At 38.7% G+C, this 18,831-nt stretch carries 19 protein-coding genes and 3 pseudogenes; 4 read left to right on the top strand and 18 right to left on the bottom strand.

Annotated features, from left to right (window positions below; all coding sequences use genetic code 11):
* The 4 genes and pseudogenes from A3I7_RS0104020 to A3I7_RS14485 form a co-directional block, all read left to right on the top strand.
* The coding region (locus A3I7_RS0104020; protein ID WP_018375495.1) for an IS30 family transposase at positions 1-232 on the top strand (232 nt) is incomplete at its 5' end.
* Positions 233-391: 159 nt separating this feature from the next.
* On the top strand, positions 392-586 hold the full coding sequence (locus tag A3I7_RS0104015; RefSeq protein ID WP_018375494.1) for a hypothetical protein: 195 nt from the start codon (positions 392-394) through the stop codon (positions 584-586).
* 25 nt (positions 587-611) lie between these two features.
* Complete coding sequence (locus A3I7_RS14355) at positions 612-1,106, top strand: recombinase family protein (RefSeq protein WP_018375493.1); 495 nt, start codon at positions 612-614, stop codon at positions 1,104-1,106.
* Positions 1,107-1,187: 81 nt separating this feature from the next.
* Positions 1,188-1,847, top strand: a pseudogene (locus tag A3I7_RS14485) (recombinase family protein); the annotation flags it as partial.
* Between the two features lie 573 nt (positions 1,848-2,420).
* Here the strand turns inward: A3I7_RS14485 and A3I7_RS14480 are convergent.
* The 18 genes and pseudogenes from A3I7_RS14480 to A3I7_RS0103920 all read right to left on the bottom strand — a co-directional run.
* A pseudogene (locus A3I7_RS14480) lies at positions 2,421-2,483 on the bottom strand (IS200/IS605 family transposase); the annotation flags it as partial.
* 200 nt (positions 2,484-2,683) lie between these two features.
* On the bottom strand, positions 2,684-3,541 hold the full coding sequence (locus tag A3I7_RS0104000) for an aldo/keto reductase (RefSeq protein ID WP_026217118.1): 858 nt from the start codon (positions 3,539-3,541) through the stop codon (positions 2,684-2,686).
* A gap of 78 nt (positions 3,542-3,619) precedes the next feature.
* A complete protein-coding gene (locus tag A3I7_RS0103995; protein ID WP_018375490.1) occupies positions 3,620-4,594 on the bottom strand; it encodes an aldo/keto reductase in 975 nt (324 codons plus the stop codon).
* 652 nt (positions 4,595-5,246) lie between these two features.
* On the bottom strand, positions 5,247-6,785 hold the full coding sequence (locus tag A3I7_RS0103985; protein ID WP_018375488.1) for an ABC-F family ATP-binding cassette domain-containing protein: 1,539 nt from the start codon (positions 6,783-6,785) through the stop codon (positions 5,247-5,249).
* Positions 6,786-7,218: 433 nt separating this feature from the next.
* Complete coding sequence (locus A3I7_RS0103980; RefSeq protein WP_018375487.1) at positions 7,219-8,553, bottom strand: ISLre2 family transposase; 1,335 nt, start codon at positions 8,551-8,553, stop codon at positions 7,219-7,221.
* 129 nt (positions 8,554-8,682) lie between these two features.
* On the bottom strand, positions 8,683-9,039 hold the full coding sequence (locus A3I7_RS0103975) for a hypothetical protein (protein WP_018375486.1): 357 nt from the start codon (positions 9,037-9,039) through the stop codon (positions 8,683-8,685).
* Positions 9,036-9,152: pseudogene (locus A3I7_RS14475) on the bottom strand (replication initiator protein A); the annotation flags it as partial. The pseudogene A3I7_RS14475 and the gene A3I7_RS0103975, both read right to left, overlap by 4 nt.
* A 50-nt stretch (positions 9,153-9,202) precedes the next feature.
* The gene (locus A3I7_RS0103970) at positions 9,203-9,481 is read right to left on the bottom strand and encodes a hypothetical protein (protein WP_018375485.1); all 279 of its coding nucleotides are present in this window, start codon (positions 9,479-9,481) and stop codon (positions 9,203-9,205) included.
* Entirely contained in the window at positions 9,474-10,298 is an 825-nt protein-coding gene (locus tag A3I7_RS0103965; RefSeq protein ID WP_018375484.1) for a ParA family protein, read from the bottom strand. The genes A3I7_RS0103970 and A3I7_RS0103965 overlap by 8 nt, the downstream gene beginning before the upstream one ends.
* 143 nt (positions 10,299-10,441) lie before the next feature.
* Positions 10,442-11,026 carry a hypothetical protein gene (locus A3I7_RS0103960; protein WP_018375483.1) on the bottom strand — a complete coding sequence of 195 codons (585 nt, stop codon included), beginning with the start codon at positions 11,024-11,026 and terminating at the stop codon, positions 10,442-10,444.
* 12 nt (positions 11,027-11,038) lie between these two features.
* Entirely contained in the window at positions 11,039-12,376 is a 1,338-nt protein-coding gene (locus tag A3I7_RS0103955; protein WP_018375482.1) for a CHAP domain-containing protein, read from the bottom strand.
* A 12-nt stretch (positions 12,377-12,388) separates the two neighbouring features.
* On the bottom strand, positions 12,389-12,649 hold the full coding sequence (locus A3I7_RS0103950) for a hypothetical protein (protein WP_018375481.1): 261 nt from the start codon (positions 12,647-12,649) through the stop codon (positions 12,389-12,391).
* 19 nt (positions 12,650-12,668) lie between these two features.
* Complete coding sequence (locus A3I7_RS0103945; RefSeq protein ID WP_018375480.1) at positions 12,669-14,618, bottom strand: virulence factor; 1,950 nt, start codon at positions 14,616-14,618, stop codon at positions 12,669-12,671.
* 9 nt (positions 14,619-14,627) lie between these two features.
* Positions 14,628-15,272 (bottom strand): hypothetical protein, encoded by a 645-nt coding sequence (locus A3I7_RS0103940; protein WP_018375479.1) that lies wholly within the window; start codon positions 15,270-15,272, stop codon positions 14,628-14,630.
* Positions 15,272-15,577, bottom strand: coding sequence for a hypothetical protein (locus A3I7_RS0103935; protein WP_018375478.1), 306 nt, complete (start codon positions 15,575-15,577; stop codon positions 15,272-15,274). The genes A3I7_RS0103940 and A3I7_RS0103935 overlap by 1 nt, the downstream gene beginning before the upstream one ends.
* 140 nt (positions 15,578-15,717) lie before the next feature.
* Entirely contained in the window at positions 15,718-16,002 is a 285-nt protein-coding gene (locus A3I7_RS0103930) for a BRCT domain-containing protein (RefSeq protein WP_003045958.1), read from the bottom strand.
* A gap of 5 nt (positions 16,003-16,007) precedes the next feature.
* Positions 16,008-18,185 (bottom strand): pLS20_p028 family conjugation system transmembrane protein, encoded by a 2,178-nt coding sequence (locus A3I7_RS0103925; protein ID WP_018375477.1) that lies wholly within the window; start codon positions 18,183-18,185, stop codon positions 16,008-16,010.
* 118 nt (positions 18,186-18,303) lie between these two features.
* Positions 18,304-18,783, bottom strand: a complete 480-nt coding sequence (locus A3I7_RS0103920) for a hypothetical protein (protein WP_018375476.1) — start codon at positions 18,781-18,783, stop codon at positions 18,304-18,306.
* Between the last annotated feature and the right edge of the window lie 48 nt (positions 18,784-18,831).

Raw genomic sequence — 18,831 nt, 5'->3', positions numbered from 1 at the left:
AGACTTAAAAGGTGTGGAAGTCTATTTTGCCCATCCTTATGCTTCTCATGAAAGAGGAACAAATGAAAATTTCAATGGTCTCTTGAGAGAGTTTCTCCCAAAAGGTGTCTCTCTTAACTCACTAACGACAGAAGAACTCAATCACTACGTCTCTGCTATCAATGACAGACCTAGACGACTTCACAAGTATAAAACCGCAAATATTTTGTTTGGGCTAGCCCAAACAGCTTAACCTCTGGAACTCTAGTTATCAATGAACTTGTTGCACTTGACTTGACAAGTGGGGAAAAGATTATACTACCACTCAAATGGAAGAAACCATTGTAAAACTCTGCGAAGCGTATCATCGAAAGCGCTTGCGTGACAGAGATTCAAGATAGGAGGTGCGCCTATGGATTTTAAGATGAACGCTGTAATTCACAGAGGAAGCGATTATGAAAATTCGTTGCGCACTTTCCAGAACAAGAGAATGGAATACCTTGAGCAGAAAATCCGTGTCTTTGATATCGAAACCTTACGCTTACTTCTATCCGACCTTCAAAAACGAGGCCGCACAATAGAAACGGTTACAGGGATGGCGGTATAATCAGACAGTGAGGAGGGCAGTAATTATGATGAAAAAACAAAAACGAAACAATGAGGACAATCGTGGCATAGCTATCTACGCCCGAAAGTCTCGCATTACAAATAAAGGCGACAGTATCGGCGTACAGTTTAAGCAATGCGCTGAATATGCCAAAAGAGAACTTCAGCTTAACGACAATTACAACTTTATGGAATATGAGGATAAAGGACTCTCTGGTTACTATTCCGACCGTCCTGATTTCCAGCGTATGCTCCACGATATTGAAATGGGTAAAATCCGTGCCATTGTCTGCTACAAGTCAGACCGTATCGGCAGAAAGACCAGTGACCTTTTACGCTTGCTTGATTTTCTTGAAAAGCACAAGGTGGATTTGCTGATCTGCTCCAACAATATCAACACCGCTTCCGGTGTATCCAAAATATTCATTCAGATTTTTGCTGTGGTTGCGGAATTTGAGCGTGATACTCTGACCGAGCGTATCGCAGATAATATGATGGAGCTGGCTAAAGACGGACGTTAGCTTGGCGGAAATACACCCACAGGTTTCACAGTAAAGCGTGTAAAGACTGGCACCGGCAAAAACAAATCAGCTTACAGTTATTTGGAGAGCATTCCCGAAGAAAAAGCAATGATACAAAAACTCTACGCTGTATTTTCGGAAACCCGTTCTATTAAGAAAACAGCAGACAAGATGGATGAGCTTGGCTATCGCACAAAAATTGGCAGCAAATTCAACACTTCCACTACAAGATTATTATTAAAAAATCCTGTTTACTGCGTTGCTGATGAAATTGCTTACAACTATTTCTACGAAAACGGCGGTGGAGTATGCGCTGAGCTGTCAGAGTTTGACGGTCAGCACGGCTTATCCGCCTATAACAAAACCGACCAAGAGAAGTTTGAGGACGCTGACAGCACCTTCATTTCTCCAAAATTTGTGCAATTAATGTCTGCAAAGCCTGTTTCTGAATGGATTATCTCGGTTGGCAGGCACGAAGGCTTTATTCCGAGTCAGCAATGGATTGATACACAAAATATGCTTGATTCCATCGCAGCAAAATATAACCGCCCGCACCGAAAGACTAGTGCTCTGCTGGCAGGACTAGTATACTGTCCGCTTTGTGGAAAACGCCTGCGAGTTATCTCCGAATCAAACCGATGGACAAACGGTAAGCCGAGATTCAAATATGTCTGTCCCGGCTATCGTTTAGGCGAATGTACTTTCCGTGCTGTTGACGGTGTACTGCTTGATGAATTTGTAGTCAAACAGTTATCCAATCTATCCGATGAGGACAGCGAATACTTTATCAAATTACTCAATCAGAAGACTTCAGATATTTTCAAGAGTTCTCAGAACGAACAGGAACTAATTGAACTAAAGAAAAAGAAAGCACAGCTTGAAACTGCTATTTCAAATCAGGTGAAAAATCTGCGGGAAGCAGACGAAAACTTAAAACGGTTTATTCAAGACGATGTAAAGGGACTAACGGACGAGCTTTCTGAAACGGAAAAATTGTTGCAAAAATTAGAGGATAGCAGACAAAGTCAGATGTACGCTATCCGTGATATTGAAGAAATCAAGGAACGGCTGCTCTCCTTCGGGAAATATGCCGAAAACGCCGCACCCGATGTGCTTGTAACGCTGATACAGACCTTTGTGGAGCGCATTTATATCACCGATGAAAATGATGAGCGTCACTGTCACATCTTCATCAAAGGTTGCTCGAAAGAAGATTATGATGACTTCTTCCGGGCAACCGGTTACATATCCGGTGTGGGAGAAACAGGTACTATCACATCCAAATTGCCTTTGTGTGATTCAGATGAGTGTTGCAAACACAATGTGGTATTTACACATCCACTTTGTGTGAGATAAACTATGTGCCTTTTGTGCCATATTTTGCTCCTTTCGCTTTACATTAGGCTTGAACACATTTATTGTATCGCGTTTGGAGTTTTTTTGGTATAACCAGCGATGCGCACCCGCATAGCGGGTGGTTTATTTGTTTCGCACCTGCGGAGCGAAACGGACTGAAAGTCACATAATAATAAAACACTAAGATGCATTGAGAATCTTAGTGTTTTATTATTATGTGACTATTTCCCTCTTCTTTGTTCAATGAAACCAAGAAATAGGTCTACCGTGCTAGCATCCTGATGATTGAAAAAGAGACTTTCTTTTGTATCCAGTTTTGCGATTTCTGCCATATCTTCTTCTGACAGGCTAAAGTCAAAAACATCGATATTTTCTGCCATACGCTCTGGCTTAACAGATTTTGTTAAACAAACAATACCACGTTCGACCTGCCAGCGGACCATGATTTGAGCAGTGGACTTGCCATATTTTTCCGCAATCCTCACTAACACAGGATTGGTAAAAATATTGTTTCTGCCTTCTGCGAATGTTGCCCACGACTCAATCTGTACATTATTTTTAATCATGTTTTCTTGAGCAAAGATTTGTTGGTTAAAGGGATGTGTTTCTACTTGATTGACCTGTGGGGTGATTTCATTAAAAGCTACTAGATCACTCAAACGGTCTGGGTAGAAATTGCTAACACCTATGGCACGGAGTTTCCCTTCTTTGTACAAATCCTCTAAGGCCCGATAAGAGCCATAGTAATCTGAGAATGGCTGATGAAGTAACATCAAGTCTAGGTAATCCAAGCCCATTTTTTCAAGAGAAGCCAGCACAGACTGACGTGTTTTTTCATAACCGTAATGCTCCAACCAGACCTTACTAGTAACAAAAAACTCTTCTCTTGGAATTCCTGATGCTGCAATGGCCTCACCAACCTCTTTTTCGTTAGCATAAGATTGTGCGGTATCAATATGGCGATAACCTACCTGAATAGCGTCTAAAACTGCTTGTTTAGTCTCGCTAGCAGGAATTTGAAAAACACCAAACCCTAAAATCGGCATTTTAACACCGTTGTTTAATACTACATGTTGCATTTGGTTCATCTCACTTTCTTTTTTCTTAAAAAACAATCTCTATCAGTCCATGGATACCATTCCTAATCATCGAATCCATTACAGAGCTCCAACAATTTTGTGAGGTAGATAGAGTTCATCAAGATAATCAATATCTTCGGCGGTCAATTCAAATCCAAAAGCACCCATGAAATCATCAAGGTATTTCTCTTTAGTAACCCCTACAATTGGACTGTGAATTCCTTTTTGCCATAGCCAAGCCAAAGCAATTTGTGAACGAGATTTTTGATATTTTTCTGCAAGGTCAGCTACACGGTTAACAATTTTTCTGTCTTCCAATTCGGTTGAATCGTACTTAGATTTTGACACTTCATCCGTCTTACTTCGGGCAGTGTCTGCAGACCAATCTCGAACAATTCGTCCAGCTGCAAGAGGACTATATGGCGCTAGACCGACCCCTGAATCCTTACAAAATGGAATCATTTCCCGCTCATCTTCTCGATAGAGCAGATTATAGTGGTTTTGCATTACGGAAAACTTGGTCCAGCCATTTTTTTCTGCAATGTATTGCGCCTTTTGGAATTGCCAAGCATACGTAGCTGATGCCCCTAGATAAAGTACTTTGCCAGAACGCACTAAATCATTCAAGGCAGCTATCGTTTCTTCGATTGGAGTATCATAATCCCAACGGTGGATATATAAAATATCAATGTAGTCAGTTCCTAAACGCTTTAAACTTTCTTCAACTTGATGAAAGATAGCCTTACGAGACAGTTTTGTTGCATTTCTCCCATCTCCAAAGAATAACTTCGTTGCGATGACCACATCTTCACGTTTGGCAAAGTCGCGAATGGCACGTCCTAGAATTTCCTCACTAGAACCCAAGCCGTAAATATTTGCGGTGTCAAAAAAATTAATGCCTTGATCCAGGGCTTTTTTGATAATCTTACGACTATCCTCTTCTTTTAAAACCCAACCCGAATGAAATCCTCGGTCCGGATCACCAAAACTCATGCACCCTAAACACAATTTAGAAACTTCTAAACCTGTTTGACCTAATTTAGTGTACTCCATATGCTACAGTCTCTCCTTACTTTCTATTTGCTTTTGTCTCTTTTATTTATAGTATAATACCATTTAAATCGCTTGTATATTAAAAATCATTGATACTACTATTCACAAATGACATACCTTTTTAGAGAAAGAAACTGCTGTTCAAACATAGCATGATTTGCGGTTAATCCGTGAAGAAATAATGACCTACCCTAGGGTAGGTCAAATTTATCTGATTTCCAATAAGCTATGTTCCCTGTGGAATCAGCAATAACACTTTTTCATTAATAGTTCACCGCTTCAAATTTGTTTCACTCAATGCCAATGCCGTTATACTATTTTTAAGCCATTTTCTACATCAACTTGTTGTTTTCTATCTTTGCCTTTATTTCCCCTATTGCTTCATGAATGGCAGAGTTTTCTATACGCTCATTATATTCGCTTATATTCAAATAAATATGATTTAAGCAATCGAACAATTTTTCAGCACAAATTTCAAATCGTCCATTTTCAAGCCTTGATAACATGGAAATAGAAAAATTTTTCCTCGCTTATCTCTTTTAAAGAGATTCTTCTAGCTTTTCGTATTTTGTTAAATACTGTCCCAATTTGGAATTGGACATTCAATTACAACCCTTAACTCTTTTTCATATATTCTAAAGCCTAGTAGTCATCAAATTAACTCATTAAAATCCCAGACTTCTGTCCATCCTTGATAAAATTCTGGTTCGTGGCAGACCATGAGGATACTGCCTTTGAATGCTTGAAGTGCTCTGCGAAGTTCATCCTTGGCATCCACATCCAAGTGGTTGGTCGGTTCATCAAGGACAAGTACATTATTCTCACGGTTCATCAGTAGACAGAAACGGACCTTTGCTTGCTCACCACCTGAAAGCACTTGAATTTGGCTTTCGATATGTTTAGAAGTTAGTCCACATCGTGCTAAAGCCGCACGCACCTCAGCTTGATTAAGGGCAGGGAAAGCATCCCAAACAGCTTCCAAAGGTGTTTGTCGATTTCCACCAGCGACCTCTTGTTCAAAGTATCCCAGTTCGATGAAGTCTCCGTGTTCTACTCCACCTTCGAGCGGTTGTATAATCCCTAGCAAGCTCTTCAGCAGTGTTGTTTTACCAATACCATTTGCTCCGATAATGGCTACTTTTTGATTACGTTCGAAGGTCAAGTTAAGCGGTTTTGTCAAAGGGCGGTCATATCCAATCACAAGGTCCTTAGCTTGAAAGATAAATCTACTCGGAGTACGGCCTTCTTTAAACTCAAAGCTTGGTTTTGGTTTTTCAGCTTGAAGTTCAATGATATCCATTTTATCCAATTTTTTCTGTCGGGACATGGCCATGTTTCGAGTTGCTACACGGGCTTTGTTTCGGTTGACAAAATCCTGCAAATCAGCAATTTCTTTTTGCTGACGCTCATAAGCTGCCTCCAATTGTGCTTTTTTCATGGCGTAAACCGATTGGAAATTATCATAATCACCACTATAACGCACTAAATCTTGATTTTCAACGTGATAAACGATATTGATGACATCGTTTAAAAATGGGATATCATGTGAAATGAGGACAAAGGCATTTTCGTAATTCTGAAGATAACGTTTGAGCCAAGCGATATGTTCGGCATCCAGATAGTTTGTCGGCTCATCTAGCAATAAAATATCTGGTTTTTCAAGTAATAATTTTGCTAAAAGTACCTTTGTCCGTTGTCCACCAGATAACTCTGTCACATCACTGTCCATGCCAAAATCCATAATGCCAAGAGCACGCGCTACCTCATCAATCTTGGCATCCAAAGTATAGAAATCACGGCTCTCCAGACGATCTTGAAGTTCTCCGACTTCTTCCATCAGAGCATCTACGTCCGCCCCTTCATCGGCCATGGACATGTAAATATCATTGATACGTGCCTCTGTTTTGAAAAGTTCATCAAATGCAGTACGTAAAACATCGCGAACGGTCATGCCAGCTTCAAGTACAGTATGCTGATCAAGATAGCCTGCTGTTACGTATTTTGACCACTCCACCTTGCCCTCATCAGGCTGCAGGTTGCCTGTAACGATAGACATGAAAGTTGATTTACCTTCACCATTGGCACCGACTAAACCAATATGTTCTCCTTTTAAAAGTCGAAAGGAGACATTTTCAAAAATAGCACGGTCGCCAAAACCATGACTGAGATTTTTTACTTCTAAAATCGACACAATATTACCTCTTTTTATTCACTAAAAAAGCCGTCAGAACGGCTTTTGTTTATCTTATTATGGCAAATCTTGAGACTTTTGTCAATGTGAAACATTTCTCATGTATGCGGTAGAATTTTTTAGAATGGTCAATACTGTATTGTCTGAGAAGAACTTATTACCGAGATGTAAAGAAAAAGCTGAACAATTCTTGCTCAGCCCTTGACAATGATACATTTATCCTGTATCATAAATTAGAGACTGAGTAAGAAGTGGTGGTTCTTACTCGGTAAGGCGGAGGTGTTGACGCACCTTCGTCTTTTTTTATTCGATTAATTTAGTTAAATTATAACACACGGAGACACACTAAGCAAGTATTTTCTTCAATTTTGTAGCACAAAAAGCCTTTCTTTTGAAAGGTTATTTGTATATATCTAGTTATATAACTTTTTATCTATTTATTGGACCAAAAAGCCCGTTGACTTTCTTTTTTACTCAACCGACGCAGACTATATTCTCTCTCAATTTGATTTAATTTTGTCTTGATAGATCCAGCTGATAAAGATTCTAACTCAACTAATTTTTCGTAATCCTCCCTCCAAGAACCAAAAAATAGATCTCGTAATTTATCTTCATAACTAAGAACAATGATACGACTCATAGTTTCAGCACCCCATACCGTCCAGTACATGCCCCGTTTCTTCATTCTGTACGTAATCTTTCTGTGTTGACTTTCCATAATACCTATACCTGCATGACTGAAGCCTCTCAACTCTGCTGGCTTAGTGTACTGAAAATTATTAAGCAACTTTCTTTTAAAGTCTTCAAAAGCTTCAAGTTCTTCTTCTGTTAAAACCAATACTTCTGTCGTATCAAGAACTGTACGAAGTTTCCCTTTATCATGCTGCTTAATCGCCTGAAAAGCTTTATCAAGAAGCTCCTCTGAATAGGGCTTAAAGAACTGTTTTAGTTTCTGGTTTACATGATACTCGTCCCAGAAATGCTCATGTCGTTTGATTTTCAGCGCCTTGGCAATCTCTTTAAAAATATAGGGTGTATAACCGTGGCCACCATCAGAATTAGTGATCAGTAATGTTTGATCAGTTATCTCGTAAGTGTTGTAAAGATAGTCCAAGACTTGCTCCCTGACTAAGCGATTATCCAAGGCTACAAATTCTTTTTTATCTTTTAGTTCGAAACGATTACTACCAACTTTATGGCTTCCAGTATGCACAACGAAGTGAGACAAATCATAATGACGATTCTCTGTATCACTGTTACGTGCTTTCACCATAACACCGTCACCTTCAATATAGATAACATCGACTTTTTGTTTATCTCGACTAATAGACTCCTCATATAAACGATAAGCTGCACGTTCTTCTAGCAGTTTGTCACAAAGCTTAACAGCTTGAACTACTGTAGGCTTAGTAATTGTAATGTGATAAGTCAGCTGAATAACCTGAGTTACTTTGTCATAAGGCATCATCGTAGATAGTATAGCAATCTGATACATAAATTCCCAGGAGAATCGAACATTCTTCTTCAGTCCTAATTTTTCATCAACTGGAATCACCCATTTATCTCCTTTTTTCCATCGACGGCGACGGAAGGTAAATTCTCCAAATGTAAAAGCAACTGTACGTTCCATGGAATGTACACAANTGTATCCTCTAGCTTTCATAATTGGGACCATTTGATCGTCGTACTTGGCCACAAAGTCATAAAAGTCAATCGCATTTTGTTTAAATAGATGCTCCTTCAGTTCTCTTTCATCAAAGGTCGTCATCTTCCCTCTTCCTCTCCTTTAATTTTGAAATAACGACCTTATTTTATAGATTCAGCATTTTCTTTTCAAATTTATTTTAATTCTGAATTAAAAAGCCCTTCCAATAGGCAAGGGCTCTATACTTCTGTGTTATTTAGTTCTTAATTTTTTAATGTCAGCTCTTAACTGTTTAAGCTCCTTGCATTGTTTTATCTGTTCATCAATAAACAGCCAAGTTATGAGGACAAAAGGAAAGCCTATAAGCATAACAATTCCTGTTTCTAAAAAGTCTGCAATGAACGAAAAGCCACCTGAGAAATGGACTCCTAGAGCAATGATGATAATAGGTAACACTAGGACAGGAACAAACTTCAATGCCAGCAGTCCAATAACTAGCAAGAAGAACATATTTAAGCCAATAGACTGATAGAAGATATACAGCGCTATTGCTGCTATCAACCACCAGAACGTCTGAACAAGCTTTTTGATAGAAACAAAAATAATCATAATCTTTCTCCTTGAACCATGTAATGAACGAGCTTATCTGTTAAATAAATTCGGTTTGGTTGATTATTCCCTACTTGAATTTCTTCGATCAAACCATATTGTTGTAGTTTTTTCATTCAATGATTGATCTAAATCAGATAGTTTTGATAAATAAGCCATTGACTCACTCCTTATCTTTCTTGATCTTGCGCTGCATCTTCTCCCACTCTTGGATAATTATTTTTTCCAGATAATCTGAAGCTGACTTAGCCCCATGGAATGCGACAAGCTCCTCTAACTTCTCATAGCGGACATCATAATGCAGCGAAAATGGATAACGCCCTTTCTTATTATAACTCTCAGGCGCTTTTTGTGCTGCTGTTGTTCGAGACGTTGGAACTCGTCGTTTAGGTGGTTCTTTTTCAAAATTATCTCTTAATTGAGCAAAGCGATTATCAGACATTAGCATCCTCCCCTTCTAGTACTGTTAAAATGTTCTCATAGACATACTCTATATTATCATAAAATTTCTGATGGTCTTGGTTTTGTTTAGGAGTCATTTGCTCACGTTGCTCAAAAACACTTTGGTTAATCACTAAACTTTTAGCCACCAGCTCTTTTTTCTGAATAGATCCCAGATAAGCTTCATCTTCCTGGACAACATCTAAAAATTGTTTGCAGGTGTCCGTCACATTATTACCGTAGTACTCGATTTTATTACCAATGATATAAGCTTCAGCTTTTACGTAGCTTTTCTTGGTGATAACTTCGACAGCTTCACTCTTGATGTAATCAACAAACTTTTTAAGGGCCAACCAAGCCCGAAAACCATTTGTCGATGCGTCCGTTACTCCTAGAACAATATCTGACACAGCAATGAAGTTTGCAGTTACTAGACTTTCATCATTGTGCGTATCAATTAGGATAATATCAAACTGTTCTGCCAATTCTTCATAATGCTCACTGAACCACATAAATAGTTGAAGGTATTTATTATTTCGGCTGGCTAAATCTAACTGTTCATCGGTTAGCCGCTCATCTCCACGAATCAAACTAAGGTTATCATTGATCCGACAAATTTCATACTCACCTGTTGTAAAAATATCATAGATTGTTTTTTCACTTGTGACATCAAAGGAATGCGTTAAGTTACATTCTCTAGCTCCATCAATCAGTAGGACACGCTTATTTTTGATACGTGACAGCCAGTCTCCTTCGTTATAAGTATGACTGCTTTTTCCACCACCACCTTTATCTAGGTTTGTTGTTTGAATCTTCATAAAAACACTCCCTTTACTTACGATTAGTTATATAAATTGTTATATAATTTATTATATCTCTATTTTATCTTATACGCTAAACTTTGTCAATAAAAAATACACAAAAAGTTATATAACTTTTTGTGTATCAATCGCTTTAATTACTATCCATATGTACCACCAATATTACCGCCAACATAAGCTTTTAACTGAATTTGGTTAACCGTTGTATTGAAATTTCCTACGAAATAACAATTATCTTCTCCATTCTTTGTCAGAACGATCAGAAATTGAACAACGTCCTCATTTTCAGATGGCATAACTTCTAGCTTATCTGATTGATACTCATATTGATTTACCAGGAGCGCCATCGCAAAAGTTTGAACCATTCCATCTTGACTCATAGAAAGATGATTTTCTAGTGTGCCACGAACATTTGATAAATGGTCTGCCTTCTTAATAGCGTTTGTTGCCTCATCAAATGCTTTAAGTACTTGTTGCTTATGCCCGTCGCTCCCTTCAGTATAAGGGTGTTCTAGCTTCAATTTTGCTGTCCGATAGTTCTTTTCATCAACTGTTTCTGGAGTTGATTGTGATACATCATCCTCCACTGTCGTCTCCGTCTGTTCGCTTTTAGGTTCCTGTGGTTTGCTACTGGTTAGATTTCTATAAACTGCAAATCCAGAGAAAATAAGCAATAGTCCAACCACAATAACATAAATCATATTAACTTTTATCCATTCTTTCATTGATTTATCCTTTTACTTTCCAAGTTTTGGTTCTTTTCCATCTGGATAAGCAAAGGTAGTAATTTCTGCCTTTTGTTGCTCTGGTGTCCAGATACGATAGTTCCAGGTATAAGATTTTTTGAAATAATCTGCCCCTGAAAGTGGTGTATTTTGCTCTACAATCAAAATTGAACCATTTTCAAAAACATGGCACACAATACCAGTATGGCCATAACCACCACCTCCGTTTTGTGTAGAAAAGATAGCTCCTTTTTTAGGAGTAGTTTTGACAGAATTGCCAAAGATGCTAGCCCATGCTGCTGCTTGGTCTTTACCGTTTCCAGTAACCGACCCTGAATGTCCCCAAAGATGGTTTCCCACGCTAATTGTCAAATTAACACATTGACCAGCTAAATAATCACTACCTGGATTAAACCATCCAGAAGAGCTTGCATAGGCCATGCCAAGCGATTTAGGATCAATGATATACTGCTTTAGACTCTCTGGTAAGTTATCAGGACTATATCCCCAGGCTGTCGCATCAGCTGGAACTGTTCCTGTACCATCAGTGGCACCACCTGAAGAAGAATCGCTACAATCTTTACTATTGCTTGTAAAAGTATCAGATGGACCAGTATCTCCAGCTGAAGCTGTGACTGCTTTATAAGGTTTATCACCATGAGAGCTGATAGCTTCCTTATCCAGCCATTCATACTTTTTGCCAAGCGTATTGTACATGTCAATAAGCTTAGTTTTATAAGTACCGTCAGTAGCCCAGCCACCGTCTGCAATAGCACTTAGAGTCGCTATGCCATCCGTATTGTTAATAGCCTTAGTATAGAGTGTTTGGTGAGCCATAAACTCTGCTTTACCAACAATGCCAGCATCATAACTGGAGAACCAGGTGTAAGCTCCACCTGTACCATCTCCTACATTAGCTCCTGGTTTCGTTCCTGTTAGGTCAACACTATCTTCACCATAAGTTGCTAGAGTAACAGGGAAGTTGCTCTTGCTCGAAGTTTTAACACCACCCATATTGTGTGCTTGCCAAAACGAGGTGCCATTAGGATTAGAGAAATTGAATCCATTTTCAATCATAGTCTGCGTGATCGATGCAGACGGTAAGAACCCACCAGCTTTCCAAGACAGGATATAAGCCTCTTTGTGCTCCTTGACAAATGAATCAATTGAGCCATCACCTGAAGAAATAGAGGAATCTGTAGAGGTAGAAGTTGCTACTTCAGTTGTACAATTCGTTTGCGAACTGCTAACAGCTCCTAAAATACCTGCTAGTATGGTTACACCAATACTAATTAGAAAAACAAGAGAAATAAGTGGTGCTAGTATCTTAAATAGAACTGCTTTTTTCACATATTCTCCCTTCTACCAAAGACCAAGAATTGTCTTTAGAATAGCGTAGAACACTAAGAAGACAATGAAACCAACACCAAGTTTCCTTAAACCTCTTAAAAATTCTTGATCACGTACTTTCTGAGCCGCTAAGCGTTCTGGATCAGACTCACCATCCGAGGCAAAATAATCTCTAATTTCCTGACTCTTAATTTTTCGTACGGTCACATAGTTATTGATTGCTTGCTTTCGTCTTTCAATTGGTCCAAGTTTATTTGGATTTTTATTTGACATATCTGTCACCTTTCTATTTCTACTGAATACCACCATATCTCTGCACTTCTGGCGTTAATAACTGCTGGTTAAAGACCAGGTTGCCTACCCCAGCGATATTCATAAATAATTGCCCTTTTACTAAGCGTGGCAATGTTTCCAGCTCTGATTGATTCATAGAGCCTACCAAGGCATTAGCAAGCAAAGGAATACTTGTTTCATCAGTTTGAGCAAAAACACGGTACTGCATCAATCCAAAGATACGCTGAACAGCTGTGACATACGGATCTTTATGACTACCTGCTCCTGATTCAAATAAAATTCCTCGTAGAGAGTTAACCGATAGTACCACACCTGCAAAGTTCTCTCCCATCGAGTCAATCATATCAGCTAGTAGTTCAAAGCTGCTTTCATACTTAGGATTGATCAATGTTTGAGCTTCACTGATATTAACAATATAATGCTCCATATCCATTTCTGTTAGATTAGAATTAGCTTTTAATAATTGCTTGCAGCGTTTACCATTATTGACGATATCAGCTGAAACCAGGGATAGCACTGAAAAGATTTGTGCATTAAGCAAGTGAGGGGTTCCTTTTAGGCCTGAGAAGTCAAAAGTAACAACTTGCTCAGACGAAATATCCTGGAACTCAGTTGTGCCTTCAAAGATCTCTGAGTTTGTTGTTAGCAGTTCATCAAAGGTATTATGAATACGGTTAACAGATTTAATTTCAATTTCATCTGGTTGACTTTGTGCCAATAAACTACGCTTATAGTCTTCCGCAAAGTGGATAAAATCTGTTAGGACTGGGTACTCCTCATTCACTAAATCAGTCGCTTTTAATTTCTCTGGATTCAACTTAGGATTACGTGCCCACAAACCTTCTTCAATATAAAACTCATTGAGCATCTTACCGAAGGTTGTTAAATCATCCCCTGTTACTTCACTATTAAGTAGTTTCAAGATGCTCTTTAACTTCTGAATATGAAGATTATAGGATTTCTTCTTATCAATCTCTGTTCCATCTTCATTTGTTACTGTTGGGAACACTTGGAAAATATTGATACGGTTAGCTTCACCTGATAAATCAAGAATCAGACCATGCTGGTGTCTCGTCTGATCGAGAAATGTCCCATTTGCATCGAAGTTACGAATATAATTTCCTTTGGCATAAAGGCCATCTGTATGCTTCAACAGAAAAGAACGCTGCCCCATCTTAGGGTTTCCTGAAATAATCATAAAGGAACGAGTTCGACGTTGATCACGTTGCAAAAAGTTGAAATTAACGGCTCCTTTGGTGGGTGTCCATCCCATGTAAACACCTTTAGAATCTTCTAGTTTGGTGTGATTGAAGAAATAACCACCAGCCAAATCATGCGCCCTAATAGGAATACCTCGTCTATGGTTGGGTAAATCAATTTGATATTGGGCTGGTATGAATGGAGCATGATATTCAAAGTCAAGTTCACCTGAAAGGATAGTTGACTTAAAGTTAGAAGTCTTGTCTTTAATATCCTCTACTTGCTTGAAGAGAGCTTCTTTAGTAGAGGCAGAAGAGTAGTTCCGAACATACATTCCTAGCATCGCAATATTCTTCTTGGTAATGTCTCTATCCAGCTGAGTTAAGTCTTTGATTTCATCTAGTTCTTGTTGGTTATCAACTATCTTACTGTTTCCAGTAATACGAGTTGATTTTTCCTCAATAGCATCTTTGATTTCTTGCTTCAGCTCTTTGTTATTTGCTCGATAGAGAGACAAAAACGAACGTGTGCCTGGAATCAGCATTAAATCTGATAACCAGAAACGGTCTAAATCTTCTGAGGGGTATTCGTAATAATGAAGTGCTGTATGATAACCGTCCCCACTGATCCATGAGCGGTCATCCTTTTTGAAATCAATGTTACCTTGTGGTTGTATGCGACTGAGAAAAGCAAGATCATAACCTTGCGCTTTTAACTGTCTTTGTCTGCGTTTTGAAAGTTCTGGCATGTTATCCTCCTATACTTTTTCGTTCATGTTATTGAATTGCTTGATAATTTGTTCTTTCTTAACCCTGGTTATTTCTTGAGGAACAAAATCATTATTTCCATAAGACTTAGCCTTACGTACCAGGTCATCTAACTCTGTTGTTGTTGGGGCAAAGAGCCACAGAATGAACTCTGTATTATAGATTTCTTGTTGAATACTCTCCTCAACTTGAATCTCATTGATCAGTAAGGCCTCACGATCAAGAATCTGTAAGTACCGACGTGAATTAGGTAGTAATTTTGCCTTTTCTTGCCGAACGAGGCTCAAATGATGACGAAGATCCATAATCTGAGTATCTGTATTAGTTGGCAAGGTTGTTGTTTCAATCTGAATATCAGTGTTAAAGTCAGTCAACCATTTCTCAAAATTATCAATTGTTCGTCGAATTTCATTATAGGAAAGTGATCCTAAGTCTTTTCCTGGTATTTCCATCAACTGAAGATAACCGTAATCAACTAATTGAATGTAAGCTTGACGATTATCAATAATTGACTTTACATCAAGCAATTCTACACATGAATGAAGGTCAAAATATTCTTGACTGTGCTTTTTTTCCTGCTTACGCCCTAATTGTCGTTTAACTTCAGGCTGGGGTTGATTTTGTTTAATAGCCATTAACGTTTCTCTCCTCTCTGATAATTCAAACTAATGTAACGTTTCCGTCGTCTCCTGAAAAAGAGAAGCATGCTATGCCAATTTTTCTTTCCGCCATTGGCTGGTAAAACTAGATAGAGACACATAAGCGGTGTCAAAATAATAAAGGCAAGTAACTGTGGCCATTGACTCGTTGGGAATATCTTAGTTCCAATAGAAACCGCAGCAACCGCTGACCCTCCTACAAAAACAATATCAGCCATGAATAGTCCTATGATTTTTACTTTGGCATAGATGTCACGTGGAACACCGTATTTTTCATCCATTTATCTAACTCCTTTCTTGTATAGTTCCATCATAAGAGATAATGACAATTCTTGCGTTAAGCGGACAAATGGTATCATCTAAAACTGAAGAGCCGTTTTTATACAAAAAGTTATATATCTTTTTACATAAAAAAGAAGCCTCAAGATTGAGACTTCTTAACCATATTGAAGAATGATTCTTCTGACAAAATTGTGATTTCTTGCCCTTCTGCTATTCTGGATATTGCAGCTTCATACTTTTTAGACCGTCTATCTGGTTCAAAAAGATCTAGTTGTTTATGACCTGCAAGAAGAATATTTGTTTGAGCAGAGACATATCCTTGAACGATTGCTCCCTTTTTCTCCAGAAAGGTAATCACATCTTGTCGGCTCATTGGTCGTAAACTTCCTGTAATCACAACAACCTTACCTGCAACATCACACATAGAGCTTACTCTTCACTTTCATCAATTTCAGCACCTCTTATATGAGATTGTCCTTGTATACGCTGACCTGCTTGTTGCATTTGTTGGTTCATGTACTGCATTTGGTTCATTGATTGTTGGAAGTTACGTTTAGGAGTCGTTGAGCCTTCAGGCTTTTTTGGTGCATCAGGAGTAACATTTGGAAGTGGAGTATTTCCCATAGGTTGCGTAGTATCTCCAGGCGATGGAGTTGGCTCACTAATACCACCAAATGCTTCTCCTGATGGCTCTGATGGGGTCACTGTAGGATCTGTAATACCTCCACCACTTGGACCACTATCAGTATTGTCAAATGCACCTGAGTCATCTGAGAATAGGCTTTCTCCTCCGTATTGGCCAGAAGGATTTAAGGTGTAGTCTGCATTTGGATTGATTGTTGAATCAAATCCTGCACGTGGCGGAATTGCATCATTTTTCATGCCTTTATAAACAGCATCATGGGCAGCCTGCTCTTTTTGACCTAAGTTATCTGCTATACCACCTGCAAAGTCTTTCGCTTTACCGACAGCCTCTTTACCTGCAAGGTCAGCAGCACTGTACATGTTACTCAAGCCACCTTTAACTGCATTCAAAGCACCTTGATCTTTAGCAGCATTGAAAGCACCTCGAATTCCACCACCAGTTGTTGCCAGACTATTTCCAAGAACTTTACTTCCTGCTACCATTGCTCCAGGAGCTTTCTTAGCCATATCAAGTCCAAAGCCTCCCATAGCCATAGCTCCGTTACTGATAGCTCCAGCACCTGTCGCAAAGGCATTACCCATCATCATCGCTCCAAGCAGTTGTTGGGCTGTATCACTATGACCAGTAGAAACGCCAAGCCAACGTTCAATCATTGATACCCCTTGCATAGCAGCAAAGAAGACACCAATATAAACAAGTGAAGCCGCAAGACATTGTTCCCACATATTAAGACCATCAAAGAAACCGCCTGATAATTTTGTAACAGCTGATACTGATAACGTTGGTAAGTCACGTAGGATTTCCAACGTCACACGCATAATCACCACTTCAAAGAAGATACCTGCAAAAGCACCTCCTATTGTTCGTAGAAGTTCTTTATACTTCTTGGAATTAGACAAGGAAGAATATCCCTGAAGCGGTGAAATCATAGCTTCAATCACAATATCAAAGACTGATTTAACCAACTTGATCGACATAGAAATTAAGAGGACAATCAGGATAATGTATTGCATGAACATTCCTATCCAGTTGACCTTATATCGCATATAAACTGGTTCAAAGGCATTTAATTCTCCAACAATACGGTGTTCAGTGATCGTTTCTACACCAGTCTGATTAGTATTTAATCGGTGCAGAAATAGTCCCTTCAGTCCTTCCTGCTTATCTTCTAACTCATCAAGCAGGGCTGAGTTTGAGGCACCATAAGTTGCACCAAAATCAATCCGTGTTGCAAAATCAGAAGTATCCCGTTTATCAGTACTATCCGTAACATTATTGACTGGTGTTGACCCTTCCTTAGGCGGTTTAATATAGCCATAGTCATCCAGTGGAAAAAGTTCTGTTGAAAAATCGTTATCAATCAGTACTTTAAGATCCACAATATTGTTCTTCATAGGCTGTATCGCTAATGAGGAATACTTCTTGCTGCCATCGGGTGCCTCACTGGATACCGTTTGGATACTCATAGCATCTTGTGCGATGGCAGAAGAAACAGTTGTCAAAGCTAATGGCAAGACTGCCGTTACCATCGTCACTAAAAGGAAATTAGTAATCACCCCTTTATATTTGACTGGTTTCGTAAAGACTCCAGTTATCGCTGAAACAACCAGAATTAGGCTAAACAGAGTAGCTCCTATCACCTGAAACCAATAAAAGAATTGACCTATAACCGTGTTACTATCGCCTAAGTAGCCAAATAATCCAAAGAGCTTAAACATATTGTTAAAGACGTGTTCAAGACTAGCTGTAATCGAATATAAGGCTTTAGCTATGGCACCTGGTATATAGGCTAGAAAGGAGAGAAATGCAGGAGTTGAGTCTAAATAATTACTCCAGTATTTGTAAAAGGAGGCCATCTTCTCCGCATTTTCTCCTGTAATATTCCCATTGGTTTTGCCATTAACATCTAGAAATCCTTTTTCTAAAGCATTAACCAAATCGGAATAAGTATCATATTTCACATAAGGTACCTACTTTCTATATAAGATACCTTCATGATAAGAGATAATGAAAATTCTTGCGTTAAGCGGACAAACCACAGGAGCCATCAAAAAAAGCCTCAAATCGAGGCTCTTTCATCTATTCAGCTTTACCTGAGAAATCATAGTAGCCAAAACTACGTGGCTCTCGTCCTAAATAAAAAATACGAATTTTCTTTCCTCCATCTGAGAGTGCAATTTGATAAGCTCCCTCAGAATCCTTTTTAGTTGGATTTTTCTCACGACTAACAATAATTGTAAAATTATCAGTACCTTTTAGCTCAGATTCTAGCTCATCAATGACGCGTTGAGTTCCTGAAGGAATATCTTTTTCAGAGATGACCGAAAAATATTTCATATCTCCATAGCTATTGGTAATTGAATTATCTTTTTTATTAAAAGTTAGTACATCATCACCAGCCCTAAATGGATAACCACCGCCCGAATTTTCTGAGTACCCTGTATAACTGTTTTTTAATTCTGTTTTGACAATATCTTCAGCTGACTTTTGACCACAGGCTGCTAGAAGAATAAGCGCAAGCCCTAACGTCAATAGACTAAACAATTTTTTCATTTTCATAACAACGTGTTCTCCTTGTTTGAATTTGCCTTCATTATATCAGAAATA

The sequence above is a fragment of the Streptococcus orisratti DSM 15617 genome (assembly GCF_000380105.1).
In the GTDB taxonomy this organism is placed as follows: Bacteria; Bacillota; Bacilli; order Lactobacillales; family Streptococcaceae; genus Streptococcus; species Streptococcus orisratti.
This window is presented reverse-complemented; position numbering and strand designations above follow the sequence as displayed.